At 61.9% G+C, this 23,735-nt stretch carries 26 protein-coding genes, 1 tRNA gene and 1 pseudogene; 11 read left to right on the top strand and 17 right to left on the bottom strand.

Going from position 1 to position 23,735, the window contains the following annotated elements; translation table 11 throughout:
- From CKO35_RS05400 to CKO35_RS05390, 3 genes are all read right to left on the bottom strand, one after another.
- The coding region (locus CKO35_RS05400) for a transposase (protein WP_200173378.1) at positions 1 to 189 on the bottom strand (189 nt) is incomplete at its 3' end.
- Positions 190 to 233: 44 nt separating this feature from the next.
- Entirely contained in the window at positions 234 to 437 is a 204-nt protein-coding gene (locus tag CKO35_RS05395) for a YajG family lipoprotein (RefSeq protein WP_200173376.1), read from the bottom strand.
- The gene (locus CKO35_RS05390; RefSeq protein ID WP_200173374.1) at positions 434 to 982 is read right to left on the bottom strand and encodes a zinc ribbon domain-containing protein; all 549 of its coding nucleotides are present in this window, start codon (positions 980 to 982) and stop codon (positions 434 to 436) included. The genes CKO35_RS05395 and CKO35_RS05390 overlap by 4 nt, the downstream gene beginning before the upstream one ends.
- Positions 983 to 1,089: 107 nt before the next feature.
- On the opposite strand from CKO35_RS05390, the gene CKO35_RS18430 reads away from it, so the two are divergent.
- Positions 1,090 to 1,347 carry a helix-turn-helix domain-containing protein gene (locus CKO35_RS18430; protein ID WP_200173372.1) on the top strand — a complete coding sequence of 86 codons (258 nt, stop codon included), beginning with the start codon at positions 1,090 to 1,092 and terminating at the stop codon, positions 1,345 to 1,347.
- A gap of 83 nt (positions 1,348 to 1,430) precedes the next feature.
- Here CKO35_RS18430 and CKO35_RS05380 read toward each other — a convergent pair.
- From CKO35_RS05380 to aroK, 7 genes are all read right to left on the bottom strand, one after another.
- Positions 1,431 to 1,507: transfer RNA gene (locus CKO35_RS05380), tRNA-Ile, on the bottom strand.
- 509 nt (positions 1,508 to 2,016) lie between these two features.
- Positions 2,017 to 3,984 carry an RNA polymerase sigma factor RpoD gene (gene rpoD, locus CKO35_RS05375; RefSeq protein WP_274600792.1) on the bottom strand — a complete coding sequence of 656 codons (1,968 nt, stop codon included), beginning with the start codon at positions 3,982 to 3,984 and terminating at the stop codon, positions 2,017 to 2,019.
- A 57-nt stretch (positions 3,985 to 4,041) separates the two neighbouring features.
- Positions 4,042 to 5,805, bottom strand: a complete 1,764-nt coding sequence (dnaG, locus tag CKO35_RS05370; RefSeq protein WP_200173368.1) for a DNA primase — start codon at positions 5,803 to 5,805, stop codon at positions 4,042 to 4,044.
- A 52-nt stretch (positions 5,806 to 5,857) separates the two neighbouring features.
- Positions 5,858 to 7,357: an AAA family ATPase gene (locus CKO35_RS05365; RefSeq protein ID WP_200173366.1), complete on the bottom strand. Its 1,500-nt coding sequence runs from the start codon at positions 7,355 to 7,357 to the stop codon at positions 5,858 to 5,860.
- Positions 7,358 to 7,371: 14 nt separating this feature from the next.
- The gene (locus CKO35_RS05360) at positions 7,372 to 8,559 is read right to left on the bottom strand and encodes a deoxyguanosinetriphosphate triphosphohydrolase (RefSeq protein ID WP_200173364.1); all 1,188 of its coding nucleotides are present in this window, start codon (positions 8,557 to 8,559) and stop codon (positions 7,372 to 7,374) included.
- On the bottom strand, positions 8,556 to 9,647 hold the full coding sequence (gene aroB / locus CKO35_RS05355; RefSeq protein WP_200173362.1) for a 3-dehydroquinate synthase: 1,092 nt from the start codon (positions 9,645 to 9,647) through the stop codon (positions 8,556 to 8,558). Before aroB ends, CKO35_RS05360 begins: the two co-directional genes overlap by 4 nt.
- A gap of 41 nt (positions 9,648 to 9,688) precedes the next feature.
- Positions 9,689 to 10,252 carry a shikimate kinase AroK gene (aroK, locus tag CKO35_RS05350; RefSeq protein WP_242467029.1) on the bottom strand — a complete coding sequence of 188 codons (564 nt, stop codon included), beginning with the start codon at positions 10,250 to 10,252 and terminating at the stop codon, positions 9,689 to 9,691.
- A 169-nt stretch (positions 10,253 to 10,421) separates the two neighbouring features.
- On the opposite strand from aroK, the gene prsT reads away from it, so the two are divergent.
- From prsT to CKO35_RS05305, 9 genes are all read left to right on the top strand, one after another.
- Complete coding sequence (gene prsT, locus CKO35_RS05345; RefSeq protein WP_200173358.1) at positions 10,422 to 13,208, top strand: XrtA/PEP-CTERM system TPR-repeat protein PrsT; 2,787 nt, start codon at positions 10,422 to 10,424, stop codon at positions 13,206 to 13,208.
- 89 nt (positions 13,209 to 13,297) lie between these two features.
- Positions 13,298 to 13,786 carry a type IV pilus modification protein PilV gene (pilV, locus tag CKO35_RS05340; RefSeq protein WP_200173356.1) on the top strand — a complete coding sequence of 163 codons (489 nt, stop codon included), beginning with the start codon at positions 13,298 to 13,300 and terminating at the stop codon, positions 13,784 to 13,786.
- Entirely contained in the window at positions 13,783 to 14,343 is a 561-nt protein-coding gene (locus tag CKO35_RS05335; RefSeq protein ID WP_200173354.1) for a PilW family protein, read from the top strand. The genes pilV and CKO35_RS05335 overlap by 4 nt, the downstream gene beginning before the upstream one ends.
- A gap of 35 nt (positions 14,344 to 14,378) precedes the next feature.
- Positions 14,379 to 15,659 carry a pilus assembly PilX family protein gene (locus CKO35_RS05330; protein WP_200173352.1) on the top strand — a complete coding sequence of 427 codons (1,281 nt, stop codon included), beginning with the start codon at positions 14,379 to 14,381 and terminating at the stop codon, positions 15,657 to 15,659.
- Positions 15,660 to 15,905: 246 nt separating this feature from the next.
- Entirely contained in the window at positions 15,906 to 16,979 is a 1,074-nt protein-coding gene (locus tag CKO35_RS05325) for a hypothetical protein (protein ID WP_200173350.1), read from the top strand.
- Positions 16,980 to 17,089: 110 nt separating this feature from the next.
- Positions 17,090 to 18,424, top strand: a complete 1,335-nt coding sequence (locus tag CKO35_RS05320) for a zinc-regulated TonB-dependent outer membrane receptor (protein ID WP_420870739.1) — start codon at positions 17,090 to 17,092, stop codon at positions 18,422 to 18,424.
- 14 nt (positions 18,425 to 18,438) lie between these two features.
- A complete protein-coding gene (locus CKO35_RS05315; RefSeq protein WP_200173346.1) occupies positions 18,439 to 19,326 on the top strand; it encodes a metal ABC transporter substrate-binding protein in 888 nt (295 codons plus the stop codon).
- On the top strand, positions 19,326 to 19,889 hold the full coding sequence (locus CKO35_RS05310; protein ID WP_200173344.1) for an ATP-binding cassette domain-containing protein: 564 nt from the start codon (positions 19,326 to 19,328) through the stop codon (positions 19,887 to 19,889). The genes CKO35_RS05315 and CKO35_RS05310 overlap by 1 nt, the downstream gene beginning before the upstream one ends.
- Entirely contained in the window at positions 19,889 to 20,686 is a 798-nt protein-coding gene (locus CKO35_RS05305) for a metal ABC transporter permease (protein WP_200173342.1), read from the top strand. The genes CKO35_RS05310 and CKO35_RS05305 overlap by 1 nt, the downstream gene beginning before the upstream one ends.
- A 10-nt stretch (positions 20,687 to 20,696) precedes the next feature.
- Here CKO35_RS05305 and hepT read toward each other — a convergent pair whose 3' ends face one another.
- From hepT to CKO35_RS18180, 7 genes and pseudogenes are all read right to left on the bottom strand, one after another.
- Complete coding sequence (gene hepT, locus CKO35_RS05300; protein ID WP_200173341.1) at positions 20,697 to 21,089, bottom strand: type VII toxin-antitoxin system HepT family RNase toxin; 393 nt, start codon at positions 21,087 to 21,089, stop codon at positions 20,697 to 20,699.
- Positions 21,052 to 21,519, bottom strand: coding sequence for a type VII toxin-antitoxin system MntA family adenylyltransferase antitoxin (gene mntA / locus CKO35_RS05295; RefSeq protein ID WP_338031751.1), 468 nt, complete (start codon positions 21,517 to 21,519; stop codon positions 21,052 to 21,054). Before mntA ends, hepT begins: the two co-directional genes overlap by 38 nt.
- Before the next feature lie 247 nt (positions 21,520 to 21,766).
- A complete protein-coding gene (locus CKO35_RS05290; protein ID WP_242467028.1) occupies positions 21,767 to 22,087 on the bottom strand; it encodes a helix-turn-helix domain-containing protein in 321 nt (106 codons plus the stop codon).
- On the bottom strand, positions 22,077 to 22,358 hold the full coding sequence (locus CKO35_RS05285; RefSeq protein WP_200173338.1) for a BrnT family toxin: 282 nt from the start codon (positions 22,356 to 22,358) through the stop codon (positions 22,077 to 22,079). Before CKO35_RS05285 ends, CKO35_RS05290 begins: the two co-directional genes overlap by 11 nt.
- A gap of 174 nt (positions 22,359 to 22,532) precedes the next feature.
- Entirely contained in the window at positions 22,533 to 22,853 is a 321-nt protein-coding gene (locus tag CKO35_RS05280) for a helix-turn-helix domain-containing protein (protein ID WP_040405875.1), read from the bottom strand.
- Positions 22,834 to 23,031 carry a type II toxin-antitoxin system RelE/ParE family toxin gene (locus tag CKO35_RS05275; RefSeq protein ID WP_338031750.1) on the bottom strand — a complete coding sequence of 66 codons (198 nt, stop codon included), beginning with the start codon at positions 23,029 to 23,031 and terminating at the stop codon, positions 22,834 to 22,836. The genes CKO35_RS05280 and CKO35_RS05275 overlap by 20 nt, the downstream gene beginning before the upstream one ends.
- A gap of 64 nt (positions 23,032 to 23,095) precedes the next feature.
- A pseudogene (locus tag CKO35_RS18180) lies at positions 23,096 to 23,182 on the bottom strand (type II toxin-antitoxin system RelE/ParE family toxin); the annotation flags it as partial.
- A 237-nt stretch (positions 23,183 to 23,419) separates the two neighbouring features.
- Between CKO35_RS18180 and CKO35_RS05270 the strand changes: the two are divergent.
- On the top strand, positions 23,420 to 23,728 hold the full coding sequence (locus tag CKO35_RS05270; RefSeq protein ID WP_200173336.1) for a zinc ribbon domain-containing protein: 309 nt from the start codon (positions 23,420 to 23,422) through the stop codon (positions 23,726 to 23,728).
- The last annotated feature ends 7 nt before the right edge of the window (positions 23,729 to 23,735 follow it).

Here is a 23,735-nt window from a genome sequence, read left to right as displayed (position 1 = left end):
CTGGTCCTCCTGTTGGTCATGCTGGGGAGATTGCCGCTCACGTTCCTTGCGCAACCACCGATCCAACAGGCTGCGATTGATTCCCAGAGACCGGGCAGCTTCGGCCACCCCATACCCCTGGCGCTCAACCAACGCCACTGCCTCAGCCTTGAATTCCGCCGTGTATCGACGTCGTGCCTTCTTGCTCATGAACACCTCCGATGCATAGCCTACGAGGCTTAACGGGGTGTCCGCTACAATTGAACCACTTCACGATACTCCTGGGACTGATGTGCCCCGTATGTGATGCCGCTGCTGACAAACTCGGCGCGGCGCTGCTCTCGAAGTTCAGCCTGGCAGGCATAGCCACAGTAGTTCGGGTCAGGAGGAGGCGCTGAGGCGCACCCGGTCAGCAGGAGAGTTGTGGCGGTAGCGATAATGGCGGTCAGCTTTTTCATTCGTAAATCTGAATATCGATTAGGTTCCACGAATTGGCATCAGGCTGCTTCCGTAATTCAGCTTGATACCTAGTTCTGATTGTTGCTCCAAAACCATTTTGCGAATCTACGAAAGCCTGGACTCTATGGGTGCAGTCGCCAAGATACTGCGTCCTCACGCCATCATTTGTGACACTGGGGAATTTTGCGGTTGATGGTGCTCTCAGGCGCTGCTTGACGAAGTTCTGGGACATAACAAAGGCCATTGTCTGATCGCTGCACCGTCTTTCTTCCTGCTGAGCCTGCCTTTGTGCCTCAGCCCTTTCTCGTTCGGCCTGCCGGGCTTCTCGGGCCTCCTCTCTAGCTGCTCGCTCCTCGGGTGTCATGCTCGCAAGATTGCTTTCGTATTTCGCCATTACTGCTACTAGCACGAATGTGGCTACCGACGCATAAATGATGAATCTCAGCATCGAAAGAGGTTTTTTGACTTTGGTCCTGCAAGAGGGGCAGGTCTTTGCCTTGGTGCTGACCTTCTCCCCGCATTCTTTGCATTTCACAAGCGCCATAGAAGGCCCCCTTACTTAATGCCCTTTTTCTTGTTGAGTGCTGGCTAAATATCCAGACGTACCTATAGGCCGTGGACTATAGGCTACACGAAAACGACATTCGCTGCATGGCGAATACACAATTTACGAACGTAGGCATCATCTTCGGAGATGTTCTCAGACGATACAGATCAGAGCGGAACCTCTCTCAGGAGGAGCTTGCGCATCGGGCGGGGGTAGACAGGACTTTCATATCTCGACTGGAAAGGGGTATCAGGCAGCCGACGATTACCACGCTGCTCGGGTTGGGAGCTGCGCTGGGCGTGCCAGCGGCAGAACTTGTGAAGGCGACAGAAGCGGAATGGTTGAAGCGAGCGGAAGGCTGATGTACGCCTCATGTAAGCGGTTTTCAGGCTTGCCGGCGAACCAAAGAAAAAGCCCCAAACCTAGGCGGAATGGGGCTTGGAGGTGGTGGGCCCAGCAGGACTTGAACCTGCGACCAGCCGATTATGAGTCGGATGCTCTGACCAACTGAGCTATAGGCCCTAAACTGTTTGCGGGGCATACGTGACGCGTACATGAAGAAATTTCGCGTTTTGCGTACTCGGTGCAACCGATTGAAATATATAACTATTTTTTACCTGTTGGCAACCTAGCCCATTCTATTATGAGTCGAGTGCTCTAACCAACTGAGCTATAGGCCCTTAAAGCTGTGACGGCTTACACTAGCGCTTACTCGGGCAGTGCTGATAGCGTGTAAGCTGTTAAATTTTATACCCTTTTACCTATCGGAGCCAATGATTATGAGTCCCCTGCTCTAACCAACTGAGCTACAGGCCCAAGGGGAAGGAAATCAGGATAGGGGAAGATACAAGAGATCGGGCGGCAGGGGAAGCTTGTCCTTGGCTTTCCGGTATTTGCGAGGGGCATTGTGTCCATGGGTGCCTTGTTGTTCACCGCCGGGCCGGCTTCCGCATCGATCGTCACAGACGCAGGGGCGGGAGCCGGCCCGACGGTGAATCAGGCGTATTTCACTCTATATTCCAGATCCAGGCTTATTCCAGGTCCAGGAAGCTGCGCAGCATCTCCGAGCGGGAAGGGTGACGCAGTTTGCGCAGGGCCTTGGCTTCGATCTGGCGGATGCGCTCGCGGGTGACGTCGAACTGCTTACCCACCTCTTCCAGGGTGTGGTCGGTGTTCATGTCGATGCCGAAACGCATGCGCAACACCTTGGCTTCCCGCGGTGTCAGGCTGGCCAGCACCTCGCGGGTGGTCTCCGACAGGCTTTCCCGGGTGGCGGATTCGATCGGGGACTGCACGTTCACGTCCTCGATGAAATCCCCCAGGTGGGAGTCCTCGTCGTCGCCAATGGGGGTCTCCATGGAGATGGGTTCCTTGGCGATCTTGAGCACCTTGCGCACCTTGTCCTCCGGCATCTCCATGCGCTGGGACAGCTCCTCCGGGGTGGCTTCGCGGCCCATCTCCTGCAACATCTGCCGGCTGATGCGGTTGAGCTTGTTGATGGTCTCGATCATGTGCACCGGGATGCGGATGGTGCGGGCCTGGTCCGCGATGGAGCGGGTGATGGCCTGACGGATCCACCAGGTGGCATAGGTGGAGAACTTGTAGCCGCGCCGGTATTCGAACTTGTCCACCGCCTTCATCAGGCCAATGTTGCCTTCCTGGATCAGGTCCAGGAACTGCAGGCCTCGATTGGTGTACTTCTTGGCGATGGAGATCACCAGACGCAGGTTGGCCTCCACCATTTCCTTCTTGGCGCGACGGGCCTTGGCCTCGCCGATGGACATGCGGCGGTTGATGTCCTTGATTTCGCCGATGGTGAGGCTGGACTCCTCCTCGATGGCCACCAGACGTTTTTGCGCCCGCAGGATGTCATCCCGGTACTCGGCCAGCAGTTCCTTGTATTTGCTCGTCCTGCCTTTCAGGCATCCGTCCAGCCATTCCAGGTTGGTTTCATTCTCCGGGAATGTGGAGATGAAGTCCTTGCGCGGCATCTGGCAGGTGTCCACGCACAGGCGCATGATGGCGCGCTCCTGGTTGCGGATGCGTTCCACCATTCCGTGCAGGTCGGCGGTGAGCTGATCCACCAGTCGCGGCACCAGCTTGAATTCCATGAAGTAGCGGGCCAGCTCTTCCCGGGCCTGGCGGTATTCCTCACGCCTTTCGGAGCCGGCGTGGGCAATGGCCTTCTCGTACATGGCTTTCAGGTGGGTGAAGCGGATGCGGGCTTCTTCCGGGTCCGGGCCGGTGTCTTCGGGGGCGCTGGCTTCCTCGTCGCCGTCATCATCATCGTCGTCGCCGGAGTCGCCGTCATTGTCATCGGCATCATCCGCGGCCTTCACCGATGGCGTGTCTTCCTTGGGCAGGGAAACGGCGGCGATTTCTTCGGCGTTGGGGTCGATGAAGCTGACGACCACGTCGGTGAGCTTGGTTTCACCCGCTTCAACCTGATCCCATTCGGCCAGCAGCGAGGCGATGGACTTGGGGTAGTGGGCAAGGGCAAACAGCACCTGGGAGAGGCCGTCCTCGATGCGTTTGGCAATCTGGATCTCACCCTCGCGGGTGAGCAGTTCCACCGTGCCCATTTCGCGCATGTACATGCGCACGGGGTCGGTGGTGCGGCCAAACTCACCGTCAACGGAGGCCAGCGCAGCGGCAGCTTCCTCGGCGGCATCGTCATCGGTGGAAACGGAGCTGTCTGAAAGGATCAGACTGTCGGAATCAGGCGCCTGCTCATGGACCGTGATGCCCATGTCGTTGATCATGGCGATGATATCTTCGATCTGCTCGGGATCGACGATGGTGTCCGGCAGGTGGTCGTTCACCTCGGCATAGGTCAGGAAGCCCTGTTCCTTGCCTTTGGCGATAAGCTCCTTCAGGCGGGATTGCTGTTCTTCGTGATTCATGGAAACCTGCTCAAGCTGGGACCTGTGCGCAAACCGGGAAGGCTCTGGCCGGGACTGAAACGATCGAGTATAGCATTCGGTAAAGATGCTCGCCATCTCGCACTGTGATGGATCTTGCAGTTTCCTGATGGTGCCGGTGTCGTTCGTGGCCAGTCATCCCTTGCTGGCCAGCAGGGTTTTCAGTTCGGCCTTTTCGTCATCCGTCAAGGCCGCCCTCGAAGCCCTGGCCAGCAAGTCCTCCGTGCGTTGCTGCAGGTATTGTTGCCGGAGTCGTTTCAATGCGTCCTGCAGCAGCTGCGGCACTGAGTCTTCCTCGCTGGGGGGCGGGCGCCATTGAGCTAATTTTAGAAGATGCCGGCCTGTTTCGCTGTCTCTCCAGCGTTCCAGTATCCCTGCCGTGGTTAGATGGGGATGCTGCCCGAGAGTTTCAAGCACCTGTGCCAGTGTTTGTACGCCGGGTGTGTTCAACTTTCCAAGCCAGGTTGTATCACCCAGTTCCCGTGCCAGTGAGGGTTGATCCAGCAGCACCGACAACGCCAGCCTGACCGGTGTGATTTCAAGCCGCTGACGCCTGGCGATCGGGGCGGGGCGGGGGGGCTGAGGTGTCCTGGCGGGTTCCTCGCGGGAGTCGGTTTCCCGCTGACCCATCCCGTGTTCAAACTGCTCCGCGGTGACGCCGGCAAGTTGTGCCAGTTCATTGATGATCTGGGCGCGCAGCAGGCCTTCGGGCATGTCCCTGATCAGGCGTGAGGCCTCGGCCCCCAGGGCGGCGCGACCTTCCCGGCTGCTGATGTCGTGGCGGTCCCTGAGCCCTTCCATCAGGACATCGGACAGAGGGCGGGACTGCCGTATGCATTCATGGAGCCTTTCCGGTCCTTCCCGCCTGACCATCGTATCCGGGTCCTCTCCCTCCTGGAGGAACAGGAACCGTATCTGCCGGCCGTCCCGCATCAACGGCAGGGCCTGTTCCAGGGCGCGCCAGCCGGCCTCGTGGCCGGCCCTGTCGCCGTCAAAACAGAACACCAGGCGCTGTACCACCCGGAACAGCCGTTCCAGGTGGTCGCGGGTGGTGGAAGTGCCCAGGGTGGCCACGGCATTGCGCAGTCCGAACTGGGCCAGGGCGATCACGTCCATATAGCCTTCCACCACCAGCAGTTCCTCCAGCCGGGGTGATGCCTTGCGGGCCTCGTACAGGCCATAGAGGATCTGCCCCTTGTGGAACACGGGGGTTTCAGGGGTATTGAGATACTTGGGTTTCCCCGATCCCAGCAGGCGCGCGCCAAAGCCCACCACGCGCCCCCGGTTGTCCCGTATGGGGAACATGATGCGACCACGAAAACGGTCATGGGGCGGACCGCTGTCGCCGCGACTGGTCAGGCCGGCGTTGAGCAGTTCCTGTTCATCAAATGACCCGGACAGTGCCCGGATGAGGTGATCGCGGGCATCCGTGGCAAATCCCAGGCGATAGTCACGGGCGATCTCGCCGCTCAATCCCCTTTGCCTGAGGTAGTTTATTGCCTCCGGGTGTCGGCGCAGGTTTTCGCTGAAGTGGTTGGCCGCCGCCTCCTGGGCGGCGATGAGACGTTGCAGCTTCTGGGTATCCTGATGCCCGGGCCCGTTTTCCCGGGGTACTTCCATGCCCGCCCGGCGGGCGAGTTCCTCCACGGCCTCGATGAAATCCAGGTTGTCGTATTCCATCAGGAAACTGATGGCGGTGCCATGAGCGCCGCACCCAAAGCAGTGGTAGAACTGCTTCTGGGGGCTGACAAAAAAGGAAGGCGTCTTTTCGGCGTGAAACGGACAGCATGCCGAATACTCACGTCCCTGCTTTTTCAGGGTGACGCGGCTACCCACTAGGTCCACGATATCGGCGCGGGCCAGGAGTTCATCAATGAATGCTTGGGGGATGCGGGGCATGGATTGGACCCCAGCCCTTCCCCCGTGGAGGGGGAGGGCGAGGGGGAAGGCGTCAGTTGGCCATGGCGTCCTGAACCGCCCGGAAGCTGCGAATGAATGGCTGGTTCCGCCTCACTTCCGCGGGCAGGGCCGGAATGGCGCTGCGAGCCGCTTCCGCGGAGGGGTAAGAGCCGAATATCAGAACGTGCAGGGTTTGGTCGCCCCGTCGGGTGGGGAACCATGCAACATCCCCGGGGAGATTGACGGTGCGGGCGTAGTCACGCACCGCCGCTTCATTGCCGCTGGCCAGGATCTGTATGGTGAAGCGATCCGGTGCCTGCGCCCTGATCCACTGGGTATCTCGCAGGCGCTTGCCTTCAGAGACTGCCGGGGCCGCCGGGGCCGGTGCAGGAGGCTGGGCCGGTGGGGCAGGGGGCGCCGGCTCAGATTCAGGTTCAGGCTCAGGCACCGGCATTGCTTCAGGTGCCGGCTCGGGTGCGGGCTCAGGCGCCGGCGCCGGGCGAGGCTGGGGAATTTGAATCGGCTCAACCGGTACCGGTCGCAGGAAACGGTCCTCGGGTTCGGCCGGAGCCGGCCTGGGTGGTTGCTGTGGCAGGGTGATGGGCTGGCTTACGGTAGTGTCCGTGGCGTCATCACCGCCGCCCATCAGGCCCATGATGGTCAATGCAATGCTCACAAGGACCACGCCGGCGACCGCCGGAGCGAACCAGCGTTGTTGCCAGAAGGCCGTGGGGGCGTCATTGTCGTCGTCCGCCTGTTCTTCATCACCCATCGCGGCTGAGGCGGGAAGGGTGCCGAACAGGCCGTTGAGGCGCTTGTTGGCCAGCGTGTTGATGCGCCCTGCCAGACCGGCGGAATCCCGATGGATACCCTGTATCGCCTCATCATCCAGTACGCGAGGATTTTCCAGCCCCGCGGCCTGCAGGCGATGACGGACATAGGCGGCCGTCTGCTCCCGGGTGAAGGCGCGCATCTGCACGGTCATCTGGGTTTCCGGGCTGTCCATCGCCTCATCCAGGGCGCTCAGTCGCTCTTCGATTTCCGGTTCGCCCACCAGCAGAAGACCAAAGGTCTGATCGGTCAGTTCATGGACGCGCCGACGGACACCGACGATTTCCGTAAGTACCTCGGGGTCCAGCAGATGGGCGTCATCGATGGCCAGGACCGGACGCATGCCCTGCTGGATCATGGCGGCCATGAAGCTGTCGAGCTGGTCACCGCCCTCGGCCGGGGCGGCATCCTTCCAGTACTGGCGAACCGTGTAGTCGATGGCCGCCAGGCTGATGTTGGAACGGGCCTTGAAGGCACAGAAGTCCATGCTGTCCCGGCCCTGCCCCAGGATCCTGAGGAGCTGGGTGCTTTTCCCGACCCCCAGTTCGCCCTTGAGGATGACGATGTTCCGGTCATTGTCCAGATGGTCAAGGACCACGTTCACCGGCATGTCGATGGCCGGGTCGGTGTAAAGGAATTCCTCGTTGGCGACGGGGCCGAAGGGTTGTTGCTGGAGTCCCAGTTTTTCGAGACAGTCGGCGGACAGCATGTCGTTGGCCATGGCTTTCCTGGATGTCATGAGAGAGTGTTCGGGTTGAACAGGCGACCGTATTCGGCGATGGCGAAACGATCGGTCATGCCTGCCAGATAGTCTGCAATGGCGCGGGCCCGTCCGGTATCTCCGGATTCTTCGGCCAGGCGTATCGCCTTGCGTTCATGTTCGGTGGGCAGCAGGGCAGGGTCGGCCATGTAGGCATCGAACAGTTCCGTCAGTACTCTTGCTGCCTTGACGGTCATGCGCTTGACCCGGTAGTGCCGGTAGAGATGCTTGCGCAGAAACCGTTTCAATTCAAGGTTGTATTCATGAATCTGTGGACTGAAGCAGATCAGGGGGCGTGGCTGGAGACGCACGGCTTCCAGGCTGTCGGGCGCGGCTTCGAGGATGCGGGTCTGGCTGCTTTCCACCAGATCCGTGACCAGGCGGTTGATCATGCGCCGGATCACTTCGTGTCGTACACGCTTGTCCGCCAGCTCCCGGTAGCGGCCACGCACTTCCTGGAAGGCTTCCCGGAACAGGGTCACCGCCATCAGCTGGTCCACGGTGATCAGGCCGGAGCGCAGTCCATCATCCACGTCATGGTTGTTGTAGGCAATCTCGTCAGCCAGGTTGTTGAGCTGTGCTTCCAGGCTGGGCTGGTGGCCATGAACAAAACGCGCCCCCAGCTCTCCCAGGGAGGGCGCCACCACCCGCGAACAGTGTTTGAGAATGCCTTCGCGGGTTTCGAACGTCAGGTTCAGGCCGTCGAATTCCGCGTAATGGGCCTCCAGCAAATCCACCACGCGCAGGGACTGCAGGTTGTGCTCGAAACCGCCATAATCCGCCATGCACAGGTTCAGCGCATCCTGTCCGGCGTGACCGAACGGGGTGTGGCCCAGGTCATGGGCCAGGGCGATGGCTTCGGTGAGGTCTTCATTCAGTCGCAGCACCCGGGCAATGGCGCGGGCAATCTGGGCCACCTCCAGGCTATGGGTGAGGCGGGTGCGGAAAAGATCCCCTTCGTGGTTCACGAATACCTGGGTCTTGTACTCCAGCCGCCGGAAGGCGGTGGAGTGGATGATGCGATCCCGGTCCCGTTGAAACTGGCTGCGATAGCGGGGAGGCTCCTCGGGGTGATGGCGTCCCCGGCTGTTGCTTTCATGCACCGCGTAGGGGGCGAGACGAGCGGTTTCCATGTCGCTGGATGCCGTTGGCCGGGGGGTCATGGAACGGCCAGCGCCTTCAGGGTTTCGTCCAGCGCGTCGCCATCGAAATCCCCGGTGACCAGGGACTCACCAATCCCCTTCATGAGCACCAGCCGCAGCCGGCCCTGTTGAACCTTCTTGTCCACCGCCATCAGTTCCCGGAAGCGGGTGGCGGAGAGTCCCGGCGGGGCCTCGACGGGCAGTCCGGCGGCGCTGATCAGGGCGGTGATGCGTGCCACTTCGGACTCGCTCATCCAGCCCATGCGGCAGGACATCCGCGCGGCCATCACCATGCCCATGGCCACCGCTTCGCCGTGCAGCCAGCGGCCATAGCCCAGGCCGGTCTCGATGGCGTGGCCGAAGGTATGCCCCAGATTGAGCAGGGCACGGCGGCCGGATTCCCGCTCATCCTCCGCCACCACCCGGGCCTTGTCGGCGCAGGAACGGCGGATGGCGAAGGCCAGGGCCTCCGGCTCCCGCGCCAGCAGGCGGGGAAGGTGCTGCTCCAGCCACAGGAAGAACTCCGGATCATCGATGAGACCGTACTTGATCACCTCTGCGATGCCGGCGCTCAGTTCCCGGTCGGGCAGGGTGTTGAGGGTATCGGTGTCGATCAGCACCAGGCGGGGCTGGTGAAAGGCCCCGATCATGTTCTTGCCCAGGGGGTGATTGACGCCGGTCTTGCCGCCCACGGATGAGTCCACCTGGGAGAGCAGGGTGGTGGGCACCTGGATGAAATCGATGCCCCGCTGATAGCTGGCGGCGGCAAAGCCGGTAATGTCTCCGATCACCCCGCCCCCCAGGGCGATCAGCACGGCACCGCGGTCCAGGCGCCGTTCCAGCAGGGCGGTGTAGATGGTGTCCAGGGTCTGCAGGTTCTTGAACTGCTCGCCGTCGGGCAGGATCACCGTCTCCACCGGGCCGGTGTCGGTCCGGGCCAGGGTTCGGGTGAGGGTATCCAGATAGAGGGGCGCGATGGTTTCGTTGCTGACCACCATGGCCCGGCGGCCCTTGAGGGCCTGCTCAAGCCACGTCGGTTCGCCCAGCAGGCCCCGGCCGATATGGATCGGATAACTGCGTTCGCCAAGCTCAACGGTGAGTGTGTCCATGGAGCCATCATACTCGACGTGTGAAAACCAAGGCCAGATGCTCAGGTCCCCGCAACCTGATCGGCCCCCGCGCCGCGGGGGCGGGAGGTCATGCACCGGGGGCGTCGGAAACGCCGGGCGATGGTCCTGACCGTGCCGCGCAGATGCTCGCGATCGGTATCCACGATCAGGTTGGCGATCTCCCGGTACAGAGGGTCCCGGATACGGAAGAGCCCTTCCAGACGCTCGCGGGGGTTGTCCGTCTGCAGCAGGGGACGGCTGCGATCCCGGGCGGTGCGCCGGAGTTGGGTGTTCACCGAGGCACGCAGATAGACTACCAGACCGCATCGGGCGAGGCGGGCCCGGTTTTCCGGTCGCATCACCACGCCGCCGCCCGTGGCCAGTACGATGCCCTGGCGGCTGCACAGGTCGTCGATCACGGCTGTCTCACGGTCCCGGAAGCCCACCTCTCCCTCATATTCGAAGATGGTGGGGATATCCACCCCGGTACGGCGTTCGATTTCCTTGTCGCTGTCTACGAAGGGCAGATGCAGATAGGTGGCCAGGTGCCGGCCCACGGTGGACTTGCCGGCGCCCATGGGGCCGATGAGGATGATGTTGGACATGCCGGCCAAGTTCAGGGAATCCCACTGGTGTCACATGGTTGCGATGGTGGCATGGAGCAGTGAGGGATGGCAAATGCAGCGGAGATGCCCGTGATGGTGGAACTGGATTACACTCGAATGGGTTGCAGTCATTTCAGCGCACATCATCCATAGCCATGGAGTCATCCGCATGATGCACAAGATCCGGCTTTCCCGTTCCGTGACGGCCCTGATCCTGCTGCCGGCGCTCATGCTGGCAGGTTGTGGTCAGACCAGCCATACCAGCGAGGAGCGTCTGGAGCGTGCCCTGACCTTCCAGGCACAAGGTGATCTGCGCGCCGGGATGATCGAATACCGGAACATCCTGCAGGAGGATCCCGGCCATGTGGAAGCCCGCTGGCGCCTGGGCGTGGCCCATCTGGAACTGGGAGAGGCGGCCGCCGCCGAGAGTGAGTTCCGGCGGGCCATGCAGCTGGGCTGGGATGCGCCCGAGGCCGCCGTGCTCCTGGCCCGGGCACAGCAGATGCAGGGTCGGTTCGACAGTGTGGTCAGCGGCCTTGATCCTGCCCGTCTGCAGCGTCCCGAGGACATCCGTGACGCCGAAGTGCTGATGGGCTGGGCGCTGCTGGGACTGGAGCGTCCCGACGATGCCGCCGAATCTTTCCACAAGGCACTGGCGCTGGCACCCCGCCATGCCCCCGCCCTGACCGGTCTGGCCCAGGTCCATCTGCTCAAGGGGGAAACGGACCGCGCCAGGCTGCGTCTGACCGAAGCCCTGGAATACCAGCCCGATTACACCGATGCCTGGGACCTGCTGGGAGAGATCTTCCGCGCCCAAGGGCGTCTGGATGATGCCGAGCTGGCCTTTACCCGCATGATCGAAAGCGCCGCCATGCCGTACATGGGGCATTTCAAGCGGGCCCTCACCCGCGTCGCCCGGCAGGACTGGGAGGGCGCTGCGGCGGATCATCGGGTGCTGGTGCGTCTGGGGAGTGACCTGCCGGCCACGTCCTACATCGACGGCATGATCCGTTTCAACGAGCGTGATTTCCAGGGGGCCGTGCGCGCCCTTGAAACCGCTCTGCGGGGCAATCCCGGGTATCTGCCGGCCCTGTTCTTTGCCGGTGCCTCCCACTTTGCCCTGGGCAACCTCCAGCAGGCCGATACCCATCTGGGGCGCTTTGTGCGGGTGCAGCCTGATTCGGTCGCCGCCAATCGCCTGCTGGCCGCCGTCCGCATGCAGACCGGGCAGGTGGAAGATGCCGAAGCGCTGCTGGACCGTGCCCTGACCCGGGACCCCGCGGACCTGCTGGCGCTGGAGATGATGGCAGGTGTCCATGCCATGCGCGGGGATGCCGCTGCCGGTATCGGACTGCTGCGGGAACGGGTGGCGCTGGACCCGGAATCCATTCCCGCCCGCATGCGTCTGGCCCGCGCCCTGATCGAAGGTGGTGATCGGGTCGCCGGACTCAAGGAGCTGGAGTCCCTGCAGTCCCTTATTCCCGGTGAGCAGATGCTGGAACTGGCCACGGTGGTGCGTCTGCTGGAAGAACGCAACTTCCAGGGGGCCTTGACCCTGGCGCGGGAACTGGATGAAAAGCAGCCGGGCCAGGCCGCCCTCAGTAACCTGATCGGCGTGGCGCATCTGGGGCTGGGGGATTTGGCCCAGGGCCGGGAGTTCTTCGAGCGGGCCCGTCGTCAGGAGCCCGGCAATCTCATCGCCACCCGGAATCTGGCGGTCCTGGCAATGCAGATCGAGGGACCGGAGGAAGCCCGTCGCATCCTGGAAACCTCCCTGCAGCAGCGTCCCGATGACTATCGCCTGTTGCTGTTGCTGGCCAACCTGGAAGAAAACCAGGGTGACAGGACCCGGGTCGGGTCCCTGCTGGAACGGGCAGTGGCCGCCGCCCCTGAGGTTGTGGATCCGAAGATCCTGCTGGCCCGCCATTACCTCAACAGCGATGAACCCCGGCGCGCCGTCTCCCTGCTGGAAGGACTGCGCGCCGCCAACCCGGATAATCCCGCCCTGCTGGAAACCCTGGCCCTGTCCCAGGCAGCGTCCGGGCAGATGGACAGTGCCATCACCAACCTGCGCCATCTTGCCGGGATCGCGCCACGGAATGCGGAAGTCCATTACCGTCTTGGAGTCCTGCAGCAGCAGACCGGGCGTGAGGCCGAGGCGCGCAGTGCCCTGGCCAGGGCGCTGGAGCTGAGCCCCGAGCATCTGGGTGCCCTGGCGGCCCTGGCCATCCTGGAGCGGGAGGCGGGTCGTTCGCAGGAGGTGCTCACCCTGTCCCGGCGCCTGCAGCCTCTGGAGGCGGGCGGTGCCTTCGGCTGGTTACTGGAAGGTGATGCCCATTATCTGAATGAAGCGTTTGCCAGGGCCGCCGATGCCTATGCGTCCTCCTACCAGACCCAGGCCACTACCGAGTCTGCCATCAAGTACTTCGAAGCCCGGCGCCGCGCCGGTGACCTTCAGCGGGCCCGTCAGTTGCTGGCCGGAAGGGTGGAGGCAGTGCCCGGTGATGGCCAGTCGCGAATGGTGCTCGGTACGTCCTATCTGGAAACGGGGGAGTATGACCGGGCGCTGCCTCACTATCAGGTTCTGGCGGAGCAGCTGCCGGACAACGCCGTCGTGCTCAACAATCTTGCCTTCATGTACCACCGCATGGGCGATGACCGGGCCCTGGCCACGGCCCGGGAGGCCCATCGACTGGCACCCGACATGCCCCATATCCAGGACACCCTGGGGGTGGTCCTGCTGGAACATGGCGCTCCGGATGAGGCCCTGGCGCTGATCGAGGCAGCCCGGGAGGCTCTGCCGCAGGACCCCGTCATCGGATACCACCATGCCCTGGCGTTGTATCACAACCGCAAACCGGCGGAGGCACGCTCGGTACTTGAGTCCGTGTTATCCACCGCCGGTGATTTCAGCGACCGTGGGCAGGCAGAGGCCCTGCTGTCGCGGTTGAAGTGATGGGGTACTGATCCGCTCTCTTGCAATACCGTGTCCCGGTCGGTGTAAACTCGGGTCATTCAAGGATGAACGCGCGGCGAGGTAACGCCATGGAAAACACGGATCCGGAATGCTCCGTCGTCAATGCAGACACCGTACCCCGACGCACTGCCCGGATGTGCGGTGGATTTTCCCTTATTGAAGTGCTTGTTGCCCTGCTGGTACTGTCCATCGGCCTGCTGGGTCTGGCGGCCCTGCAGCTGAACGGGATGAAGGGCGTCCACTCCGCCTATCAACGGACACTGGCGAACGTGATCGCCATGGATGCCGGAGAGCGGCTGTGGCTGAATTTGGCTGATCCGGATCCGGGGCCGGAAGATGTCCGGGACGCCTGGCTGGCCAGCTGGGTGAATGACGCGCACTCCCCCGGTTTCCAGCCGGACAGGCTGACGTTGCCCGGTCTTGAGGCAAGCACCATCCAGTGTTCCCAGGGGCACTGCACCATCCGCGTGCGCTGGTCAGAAGGACGTTTTGACGAGCCATCGAACCAATCGGTCCTTGAATACCACCTCAGCCTGCCGGCAGGGGGGCACCCATGAGTCCCCGGCGGCAACCTGAGTCCCTTCCTTTGCGGCAATCCGGCCTGTCTCTGGTGGAACTGATGATTGCCATGGTGCTGGGCCTGATGCTGCTGGGCGGCGTGATTCAGGTTTTCCTCGGCAATCAGACCCTGTATCGGGAGACCCAGCGCCTTGCCGCCCTGCAGGAATCCGTAGGCTACGGAGTGGATTTCATGGTCAGGGACATTCGAGGCGCCACCGCCCTGGCCCTGGATAATGGTGCGCTCAGGGTTACCCGTGATCGTGACCTGGCCTGGTGCGGGGTCGATGCAGGGGTGGGGGAGGTCTTTTATCATGTATCGGCAGGTGGCCTGCGGTGTGGTGATGGGGCAACCCAGAATCACGAGCTGGTTCCGGGTCTGAAGGATGATTCCATGTCCATCGAGCTGATCCCGGGCGGTGATCCTTCCCGCATCATCGGTGTCCGCGTCGGGTTGACCTATGAAAGCCAAATTGCGCCCTCATGGCCATCCCATGAGCATCGACTGTACTTTCACATCGCATTGCGCAATGCCCTGCTGGGCGTGGTGCCATGAACCGGCGGAAGAACTGTCTCGACAAGGAGGTCAGGATGGAAAGTGCTGTTGCGCATGAAAAGGGCGTGGTACTGGTGGCAACACTGATAGTGCTGGCACTCGCTACGCTCATCGGTCTGAGCGGCATGGGTTCGGCCCTGGTCCAGGAAAGGATCGCCGGCAACCAGAAGCAGATCGCCGAGGCCTTCCTGGCCGCGGAAAGGGGCGTTGTCAGCACCATCCATGCCTTCACCGGACAGGACTTCGATGGTTGGGGGTCGGAGGCCGACACACTTGCCGCCATCGGGGGACGCGGGCCCCACCATCTGGATGGCGCCGACGGCGGCTTCTGGATGGCAGAAGTGGCTTATCCGGACCCCGATGACATCCATCGTGCCGAGATCACCCTGACCGGGCAGAGCGGGGGAGCGGGTACCCGCCGGGTGCTCAAACTGGAATTGCAGCGGCGCACAGGCGGTTCCGGCGCAGGCGATCCGGAGCCTGATTCGGCCTACACCTGCGTGGGGCAGGCCTGCCTGCCGGACCGGGTTCTGCCGCAGGGCAGTCAGATCCACTATGACGGCAGGGACTGGATGCCGCCCAGCCTTAACCACTGCAATGCCGGTGTCTGTGTTTCTCCGGAGCTGCATGCCGACAAAAGCGCCTTGGCCGGCATGCATCTGATCCCCGCCGGGGAAGGTGAGTCGCAGCAATCGGGCTCCTCCCCCCACTCAGCCGAAGAATCCGCTCAGATAACCGGTGATCCCCGGATATTGATCACGTCCCCGGAGACGTCGGCGGGTGATGCCCTGGCGTCCGGCTGGCAGGCGTATGCGGACGCGGCGTTGATGACGTCGGAACGGCTCGTCGCGATGGAGCTTGGACTGGCATCCGGTGCCGGCAGCCTCGCCCTGAATGAAGTGATGAATGCCGACAGTCCTGGCCTGTATCACCTGTCCGGTTCCGGCAGTATTGACCTTTCCGGCGACATCCATGGTGCCGGGGTGCTGATCGTTTCCGGCGGTGGGACAGACATCAATCCCCATGTTGTCAATTTTTTTCCGACCGGAGGCAGCTTTACTTTTGAAGGTCTCGTCATCCTGCTGGATGGTGCCATTCTGGATGCCGGCACGGGTGGTACCTCCCGAATCGATATCTATGGTGCCGTGGTCTCCCTGCAGGGCAGCCATGAGCGCCAGGGCGGTGGATTGCGGGGCAACGTGAGCATTCGTTACAGCAGTGAGGCTCTGGAACGACTTGCCCGGCACCGACTCTGGGATCCCTCGCCCCCGGAGTTCAGCTGGGTCTGGCGGGAAACGATGGGTGTGGGAAACTAGGCTGTAATATTGCTGCCAGGTCCTGCCGACAGGCTGCGTCGGCCAGGGTCGACGCAGCTGTCTGGACGGCCTGCTTGACATCCCGTGACGTTTTTTCGACCTTTGCCCGTTGCGCCCCTGCCATTTTGAAAATGCACGATTTTCCCGTGCTAAGCTGAGTCTCCCCCGGGGTCGATGGATCTGAATGTCCGGGGATTCCGTGTGGCCGTCAATTCAAACAATCCCCATCGTCCGGAAATCGCTCCCTTGTCCGATCCCTTACGTTATCTGGTAACCGCGCTATTTATCCTGATCCCCGTTTCATTGCACGCCCAGCCGGATCAACGTTGCGTGACGGAAGGCTGTGAATACATGCCGGATGTGCCCTGTACCTTTTTACCTCAGCCCAGGGGCTGCGATCCGGCGATTCTGGCGGACGAAGAAACCATTTCGATGCGCCAGTGGATGTCAGACCGGGGCGATGAGGTGGTTTCAATACTCAACCTTACCCGTGGCGGCCTGAGGGATACGACCGAGTGGGTGGCGCGGGGTATCGATAAACGCTTTGGGGATGAGCCTTTCGAAACCGGGCGGGGGGTGTCCGGCAATTTGAGGCTGAATACCCTGTGGCGTCAGGATCGTCCATTGAATACCAGCCTGAGGATCGGCGCACAGATGGATCTGCCCAATCTCAAGGATCGCACCTATCTGTTCTTCGGGCTGGACAACGAGGATGAACTGGTGACAGACCAGCCCGAGGCCTTTACGCGTCAGGAGCAGTTGCTGGAAGAAACCCGTCGTGAAAATCAGACACGATTTGCCGGACTCGGATATGCCCTCAAGGAAAACGTCGATCTGCGGGCGGGGGTTCGGGGGGGGTACAAGGTCTATCTGCAAGCCCGATACCGGAAGTCATGGTGGCTGTCGGACAGGGATGAAATCGAATTCCGTGAAACCATCTTCTGGACACTGGACGATCGTTTCGGCTCCACCACGGCCTTGAACTATGAGCATGCCTATTCTCCGCGCATGTCCTTTCGCTGGGGTAACGTGGGAACCTTCTCGGAGACCACCAATGGATTGTCGTGGTCGAGCAGCCTGGGGGTTTTCAGAAGCTATGGGCCCTATCGTCTGCTGTCTCTTGAGGCGCTGGTCAGTGGAGAGACGGACTCGCATATCGAAGTGGCGGAATATGGCATCCGCACCATATGGCGTCAGTCCCTTTACGAGGACTGGCTGATGGGCCGCTTCATTCTGGGATACTTCTGGCCCAAGGAAGAAAAGGAGGAATTCAGGCGCGAAGCCTTGGCGGCAGGCCTGGGGATGGAAATCCGCTTCTGAGGTGTTGGTCCATGGCAAGGACACGACCACGGTGATTCACTTTCAAAAGGTTATGTTATAACATTTTTGAAACCGATCGAATCAATGCCCGTCCCGCAACGGAGATGACCATGACCCTGAGACGCCTCCCGCTCGCAGCCGGCCTGTTGCTGCTTCCCCTGTCCGGGCTGTCGGCCCAGGAGCCGCCCCGCGGCAGTACCCTTGCCGGTGCCTCCATGACCCCCCTGCCGACATTGGGCAGCGAACGTGTCTCATCCGGCAGCGCCTTCAATCCGGACATCTCTGTCATCATCGATACCGTGTATTTGAACGAATTCAGCGGCCATGTGGGCACCCCGGCCGGATTCGACGGCGGTCATGATCACGACCACGGTCATGATCACGGCCATGACCATGATCACGGCCTGGAGGAGGGCTTCAATTTCCGTTCCGCGGAACTCACCTTCACCGCCTCGGTGGATCATTACTTCGATGCACTCCTCACCCTGCACCTGGATGAAGACCACGTGGAGGTGGAGGAGGCCTACATCACTACCCGTAGCCTGCCCGCCGGACTGCAGATCAAGGCGGGCAAGTTTCTCTCGGATATCGGCTACATCAACGCCCAGCACACCCATGACTGGGCCTTCGTGGATCGCCCCCTGGTGAACGAATACCTTTTTGGGGATCACGGACTGCAGGAGAAGGGCGTCCAGCTCACCTGGACCCCGAAGACCGCTTTCTACAGCGTCTTCGGCCTGGAACTGCTCCAGGGCGAAACCACCGGTATCGCTTCCTATGAAGGGCACGGCGAGGGCAAGCCCTTCAGCGACAAGTCCGGACCCCGGCTCATCACCGGCTTTGCCAAGCTGGCCCCGGACCTGGGTTACAACCATGCCGCCCAGTTCGGCCTTTCCTATGGCCATGCCCGCGCCTTCCAGTTATCGGACTTCCACGATCACGGCGACCACAGCCACCGCCTGAGCTGGGACGGCACCGCCTGGTTTGCCGGTGTGGACGCCGTCTACAAATACGACGCCGGTCGGTCATTCGGTCATGGGGACTGGGTGGTGCAGGGGGAGTATTACCACCGGGAGATCGATGTGGATTTCCGGAATAACCAGCGTCCCACGGTGTCCGACGTTGCCCGCCAGGACGGCCTGTATGTGCAGGCGGTGTACGGTATTGCACCCCGCTGGCAGTTCGGTGTCCGGGCCGATGCCCTGGGCATGACCAACCGCAACACCCTGCAGTGGATGGGGCACGGACATCAGGGTTACGAGTCCTTCGGCACCTCCTATCGCTATGCCGCCAACCTGACCTTCCGTCCCACCGAGTTCTCCTTGCTGCGTGCCCAGGTGAACCGGGCAGATTTCGCCAGTGAGGACGATCATGACGAGGATGGCTGGGCCTTCATGCTGCAGTTCCAGGTCGCACTGGGCGTGCACGGTGCCCACCGGTTTTAAAGGAGATCAGGACGATGCAAAAATGGCTGGCAGGACTGTTACTGATGTGCCTGGCCGTCACGGCCCAGGCCTCCCTCCAGGTGGTGGCCACCACCTCGGCCATGGGCATGCTGACGCAGACCGTGGGTGGTGACGCCGTCACGGTGCGGGTGCTGGCACCGCCGGATCGGGATGCCCATTACCTGCAGGCCCGTCCGAGCATGATGGCGGCCCTGCGCGGCGCCGATCTGGTGGTGGCCGTGGGGGCGGACCTGGAAGTGGGTTGGCTGCCCGCGGCCATTCAGGGTGCCGCCAACCCGGCCCTGAACCCCGGCCGACCGGTTTACTTCGAAGCCGCCGCCCAAGTGGCGTTGATCGACGTCGGCGGTCCGGCGGATCGGTCCCTGGGGGATGTCCATCCCGCCGGAAACCCCCATGTGAACATGGACCCGGTCCGCATGGCCGAGGTGGCCCATGCGCTGGCGGAGCGCCTGTCCCTGCTGGTGCCGGACGATGCCGCCAGGTTCCGTGCCAATGCCGAGGCCTTTGCCGATAAGGTAGAGGCCCGACTGCCGGCGTGGCAGGCCCGGGTGGCCGGGGCGCCGGGGGTGGTCTTCTACCACAAGGATGCGGATTATCTGGCGTTGCGACTGGGGGTGCCGGTGCTGGGTTACGTCGAACCCGTACCGGGTGTTCCGCCCACCGCCCGGCATCTGCGCGATCTGGTGCGTGACCTGACGGGCCGGGACGGCGTCGTGATCCGGGCCGTTCACCATCCGGAGCGGGGGCCGCGCTTTGTGGCGGAACAGCTGGACTGGCCCCTGCATGCCCTGCCGCTGGACCCGCCCCTGGGCGCGGATGCCGGGGCCTATCTGGCACTGATCGACCAGTGGGTGGAGGCCATGGTCGGGAATGCTCGGTGATGCAGCCCCTGCTGGTCTGTGACGGACTGATCGCCGGCTATGACAGGCCGGTGGTCGGTCCGGTCAGTTTCGACCTCTACGCCGGGGAAGTGGTGGGTCTGCTGGGCAGTAACGGGGCGGGAAAATCCACCTTGCTCAAGTCCCTCACCGGTCAGGCCCGGATCTTCGACGGTCGCCTGACCAGGGCACGGGGGCTGCGCATGGCCCATCATCGCCAGCAGCCCGTTCGCCCCCGGGAGTGTCCTCTCACCGGGGATGACCTGGTGCGCCTCACTGGGGCCGGTCGACGGACGCCCCCCGATGACGTGGCCCGGTTGCTGGATTGCCGCATGGATCAGCTCAGTGGCGGGCAGTTCCAGATCGTACAGATCTGGGCCTGTCTGGGCAGTCCGGCCGATCTGATCCTGCTGGATGAGCCGACCAATAACCTGGACCCGGAGGCCACCGCCGGCCTGATCCGCCTGATTCGGGAGGGTCTGGGCGGGCGGACCCTGTTGGTGGTGAGTCATGAATCCGACTTCATCCAGACAGTCTGTTCCCGTGTCGTGCCCGTGAGTCCGTGATGCTTGAACTGCTTCTGGATCCCTTGTTTCACCTGCCTTTCGTGACCGGTTTGTTGCTGGCACCGGTGGCGGCCATGGTGGGTGTCTATCTGCGGCTGCGGGATGAATGGCTGGCGGCCCTGGCCTATGCCCAACTGGCGGGCGCGGGCGGCGTGGTGGCCGTGGCGCTGCACGCGCCGGTCATGCTGGGTGCCGTGGTGGCCGCCGGTGGACTGGCCGTCATCAAGGGCCTGCTGACCCGTCCCGGCAACGACCACTATGTGATCTTCATCCTGGTGGGGTGGGGTGTGGCGCTGGTGGCCTCGGCCTTCAGCGCCCACGGCGACATGGTGGGCAAGTCCTTGATGGATGGGCAGCTTTATTTCACCGGTCGTCCTCATCTGATGGCGGCCGTGGCCCTGATCGTGGCGGGAGTGCTGTGCCTGCCCTGGTTGTCCGGCTGTCTGCTCATGTCCCGTTTCTATCCGGATCATTTTTCGGCCAACGGCCTCTCGGCGCGGCCTCATCAGATCACGTTCGACCTGCTGGTGGTGGCCACCGTGGCCATCACCACCACCAGCTTCGGCGTCATGGCCGCCTTCGCCCTGCTGTTCGTGCCGGCCTGGATCGCCTGGCGCCTGGCCCGTGGCTGGGTGTGGGTATTGTGGCTGGCGGCCGGGATTGCCGTGGCGGCCTATCTGCTGTCCTTCGTGCTGGCGGTGGTCCTGGACCAGCCCTTTGGCCCCGTGCTGGTGCTGGTATTGGCGGCCATGAGCCTGCTGAGGTGGTTACCCATGCCGGTGCCGGGGCGGCGCTGAAGGATGATGTTCAATGTTTCCCCAATTGTGCAGAGGCGAAATCGACGAGCTGTTGGTAGTGACGCTGCCGGATGATGTCCAGCACGATGTTGGCATCCAGATTCAGGTAGTCATGTACCAGTGCATTGCGCAGCCCGATCACCTTGCTCCAGGGCGTGCCGCTGGCGTCATGTCCAAGCGCTTGCAGTTTGGCAAAGGCCTGACGGGCGTCGCTGGGGACGGTCATGCCAAGAGATTTCAGCCTCTGTTTGGCAATCCCTATGCAGGCCTCCGTCAAAAGTTGCAGGTTGCGCTCTGCCGCACGATATATCAGGGGCGACAGGCCCTGCGGCGCCTGACTCAATGCGTGAAGCTGCTCAAGCTCTTCAGTCAGAGTGGCCAGATGCTCCCGCATGGCGCTCATGTACTCGATTTCCACAGTCAGGCTCCTGGGTGTCAGGGGTGGCAAATTTTCGCACATGGAACTGGTAATCAAGCTCCCACATTGAACTGATCCGGTTCTCTTCACGAGCCAGACGCAGGGGATCGTTGACCTGCAGAACCCTTCCTGTGCGAATAATCACCATGGCCAGCGGAATGGGTGCCTGATTGATATCGACAACCGAGAGCATGTCCTCCGCAAGGTCGAGCTGATTCCGCCACTGCTGGGCCAGTAACTCAGGCCTCAGGCGCCGCTCCAGGGGACGTTTTTCAGGTGTGCGGAAGGCAACCGCCAAGTCGTAGTCGCTCGTCTCGGTAGCGGTATTTTTCGCCCGGGAGCCATAAAGCCATAGCACGGCAATTTCCCTGTCGGCCGATGCCATTTCCGTCAAGCGTTCCAGTGTTGTTCTCACTTGGATTCTCGTGGCCGGGTTCTGCGGCAGTGCTGTACGAGTGCAAAAGGCAGGTGTCCTTTCGCGATTGGTTTGAGAGCGTCACTCCTGCGAAAGCGGGAGTCTGAGTCATTCGGCAGTGTTTCCCTGGATTCCCGCCTTCGCGGGAATGACGGCGGGAGGGCACCTTGGTTGTGAAGTGCCCGTGGGGCAAAAAGTGGGTGTCTTCAAAGTCCTCGCTGAACGGCGGGGCTTTTCGCGCAACTGGTCAGTGCAGCGCAGCCAGCGCGGCTTCCGGGGCCTTGTCCAGCACCTTGAGCAGCGATCTGGCCGCGCCCGTGGGGCACCGCTTGCCCTGCTCCCAGTTGCGGATGCTCTCCAGGGGGACATCAATCCGTCTGGAGAATTCGGCTTGGCTTAATCCCAGACGTTTGCGAACACGGCGCACGAAGCGGGCCGTATCCTGCATGCTTGCCTCCTCATCAGCCGCCGCTTGCCTGGCAATATCGGCCTCGGTCGTGGCGTCCACCCGCGTCGGGTCAATGCGCCCGGAAACCAGCGATTCCGGACTCGCGGGATCAATCGTCATTCTGACTGTTTTCATATTGCCTGACCTCACGTTGGTTGGCTTTGCGGGCTGAGATGATACGGATGGCGTTGCTTCTTGGCGTGTAGACCACCACGAATACCCGCTGTTCGATCTTGCCCATCAGTTGATAGCGATCTTCGCCATAGCTATGGCGAAGATCTTCATGAATCACGCGGTCTGGGTCGAAAAAGGCTCTGGCGGCGTAGCCGAAGTCGATGCCTCGTTCGGCAAAACATGCATCGCTCTTGGACTGATCCCATTCGAAATTCATGCATCAAGTGTGGTTCAATGGCCTAGTTGCTGCAAACCAAGCAACGATACACCAGACGGTGCAAAATGTGCGGTATAAAATGTGGGTGTCCTTTTATTACAATGGTGTTCACATAAGGCATGTGTTTCTCCTCCTGAATGGCATGGACCGCCTGAACAGGTGTCTTCAAAGTCCTTAAATCACCGCTTCCAATCCTTTGCGCTCGATCAGGTTCAACAGTTTGAGCGACGGCCCACTCGGCTTCTTGTCTCCAACTTCCCACTTCTGAACCGTGGAAAGGCTGGTGTTCAGCACAGCGGCAAAAACTGCCTGGCTGACGTGCGCCTGTTCACGCAGCGCCTTGATCTGCTGCGGCGATATTTCGTGCACATCGAGATTGCACAGCGCCTCGAACTCGCCCATGCGACGCTTGCTGATCAGACCTGCGCCATGAAGCCCACGTGCTGTCTCGTGCATCTCGTCCAGAATTCGGCTGTTACGCTTTGTCGTCGCCATCACATATCTCCACAATTTCACCGGCAGCCAGCGCAATAGCCAGTTGCCGATCATCAAAACCAAGCAGCTCCCTTGCCACCTCCTGGAGTACCCGCAGTTCGTCCTTGTCGATGTTGGATCGCTCGTTCTTGCTGAAGCCATAGAGGAAGAACCAGCGCCCCGCTATTTTCGTAGCCACGATGGGTTCTGGCACCGCCACGCTTGCCCTGACCAGGCAGCGCGACGCGCTTCTTCACAACATCGCCACCCAGGTCAGCATCGACGAGCCCTTGGCGCATCTCCTCGACTGCGGCACACAGGGCTGCATCGGTTAGCCCGGCCTTTTTCATCGAGCGTGTGAAGGTGCGGGTTTTGAAGACTCGTCTCATTGCAAAACCATGCCACCAGGTGCAACAAATTTCCAGTAGAGCGAGATTTCTACAGAAACTGCGAGGGCAGACAGGCCGGGACTCAAAGTCAGCTCCTACCCCGTCACTCCCGCGAAAGCGGGAGTCCAGGACGGACACTCCAACCGCGACTGGATTCCCGCGTTCGCGGGAATGACGGCGGGAGGGAACGATAAGTGGGTGTCCTTTAGTTTCCTTGAAACCTTCGTGGCCTACAAGGCGGTTCAGGCCGGTGTGGCCATCGACAAGGTCCGTCCCCACTACACCAGCAAGACCTGCCACCACTGTGGTGCGATCAATGATCGTAAAAAACATGCCTACGTCTGCACCCGTTGTGGACACAAGGCGCACGCCGATGCCAACGCGGCCATGAATGTCCGCGACTGGCATGGGCTGTGCTGCTCGCTGAATCTTGAGGATTTGGCGGGCGGGCTGCATGAGCCAGCCCTGAACCCGGTACGCGAAATCACCGCGAAAGCGGTGACGTAGCAAGAAC

Source organism: Ectothiorhodospira shaposhnikovii (assembly GCF_016584105.1).
GTDB lineage: Bacteria > Pseudomonadota > Gammaproteobacteria > Ectothiorhodospirales > Ectothiorhodospiraceae > Ectothiorhodospira > Ectothiorhodospira shaposhnikovii.
This window is presented reverse-complemented; position numbering and strand designations above follow the sequence as displayed.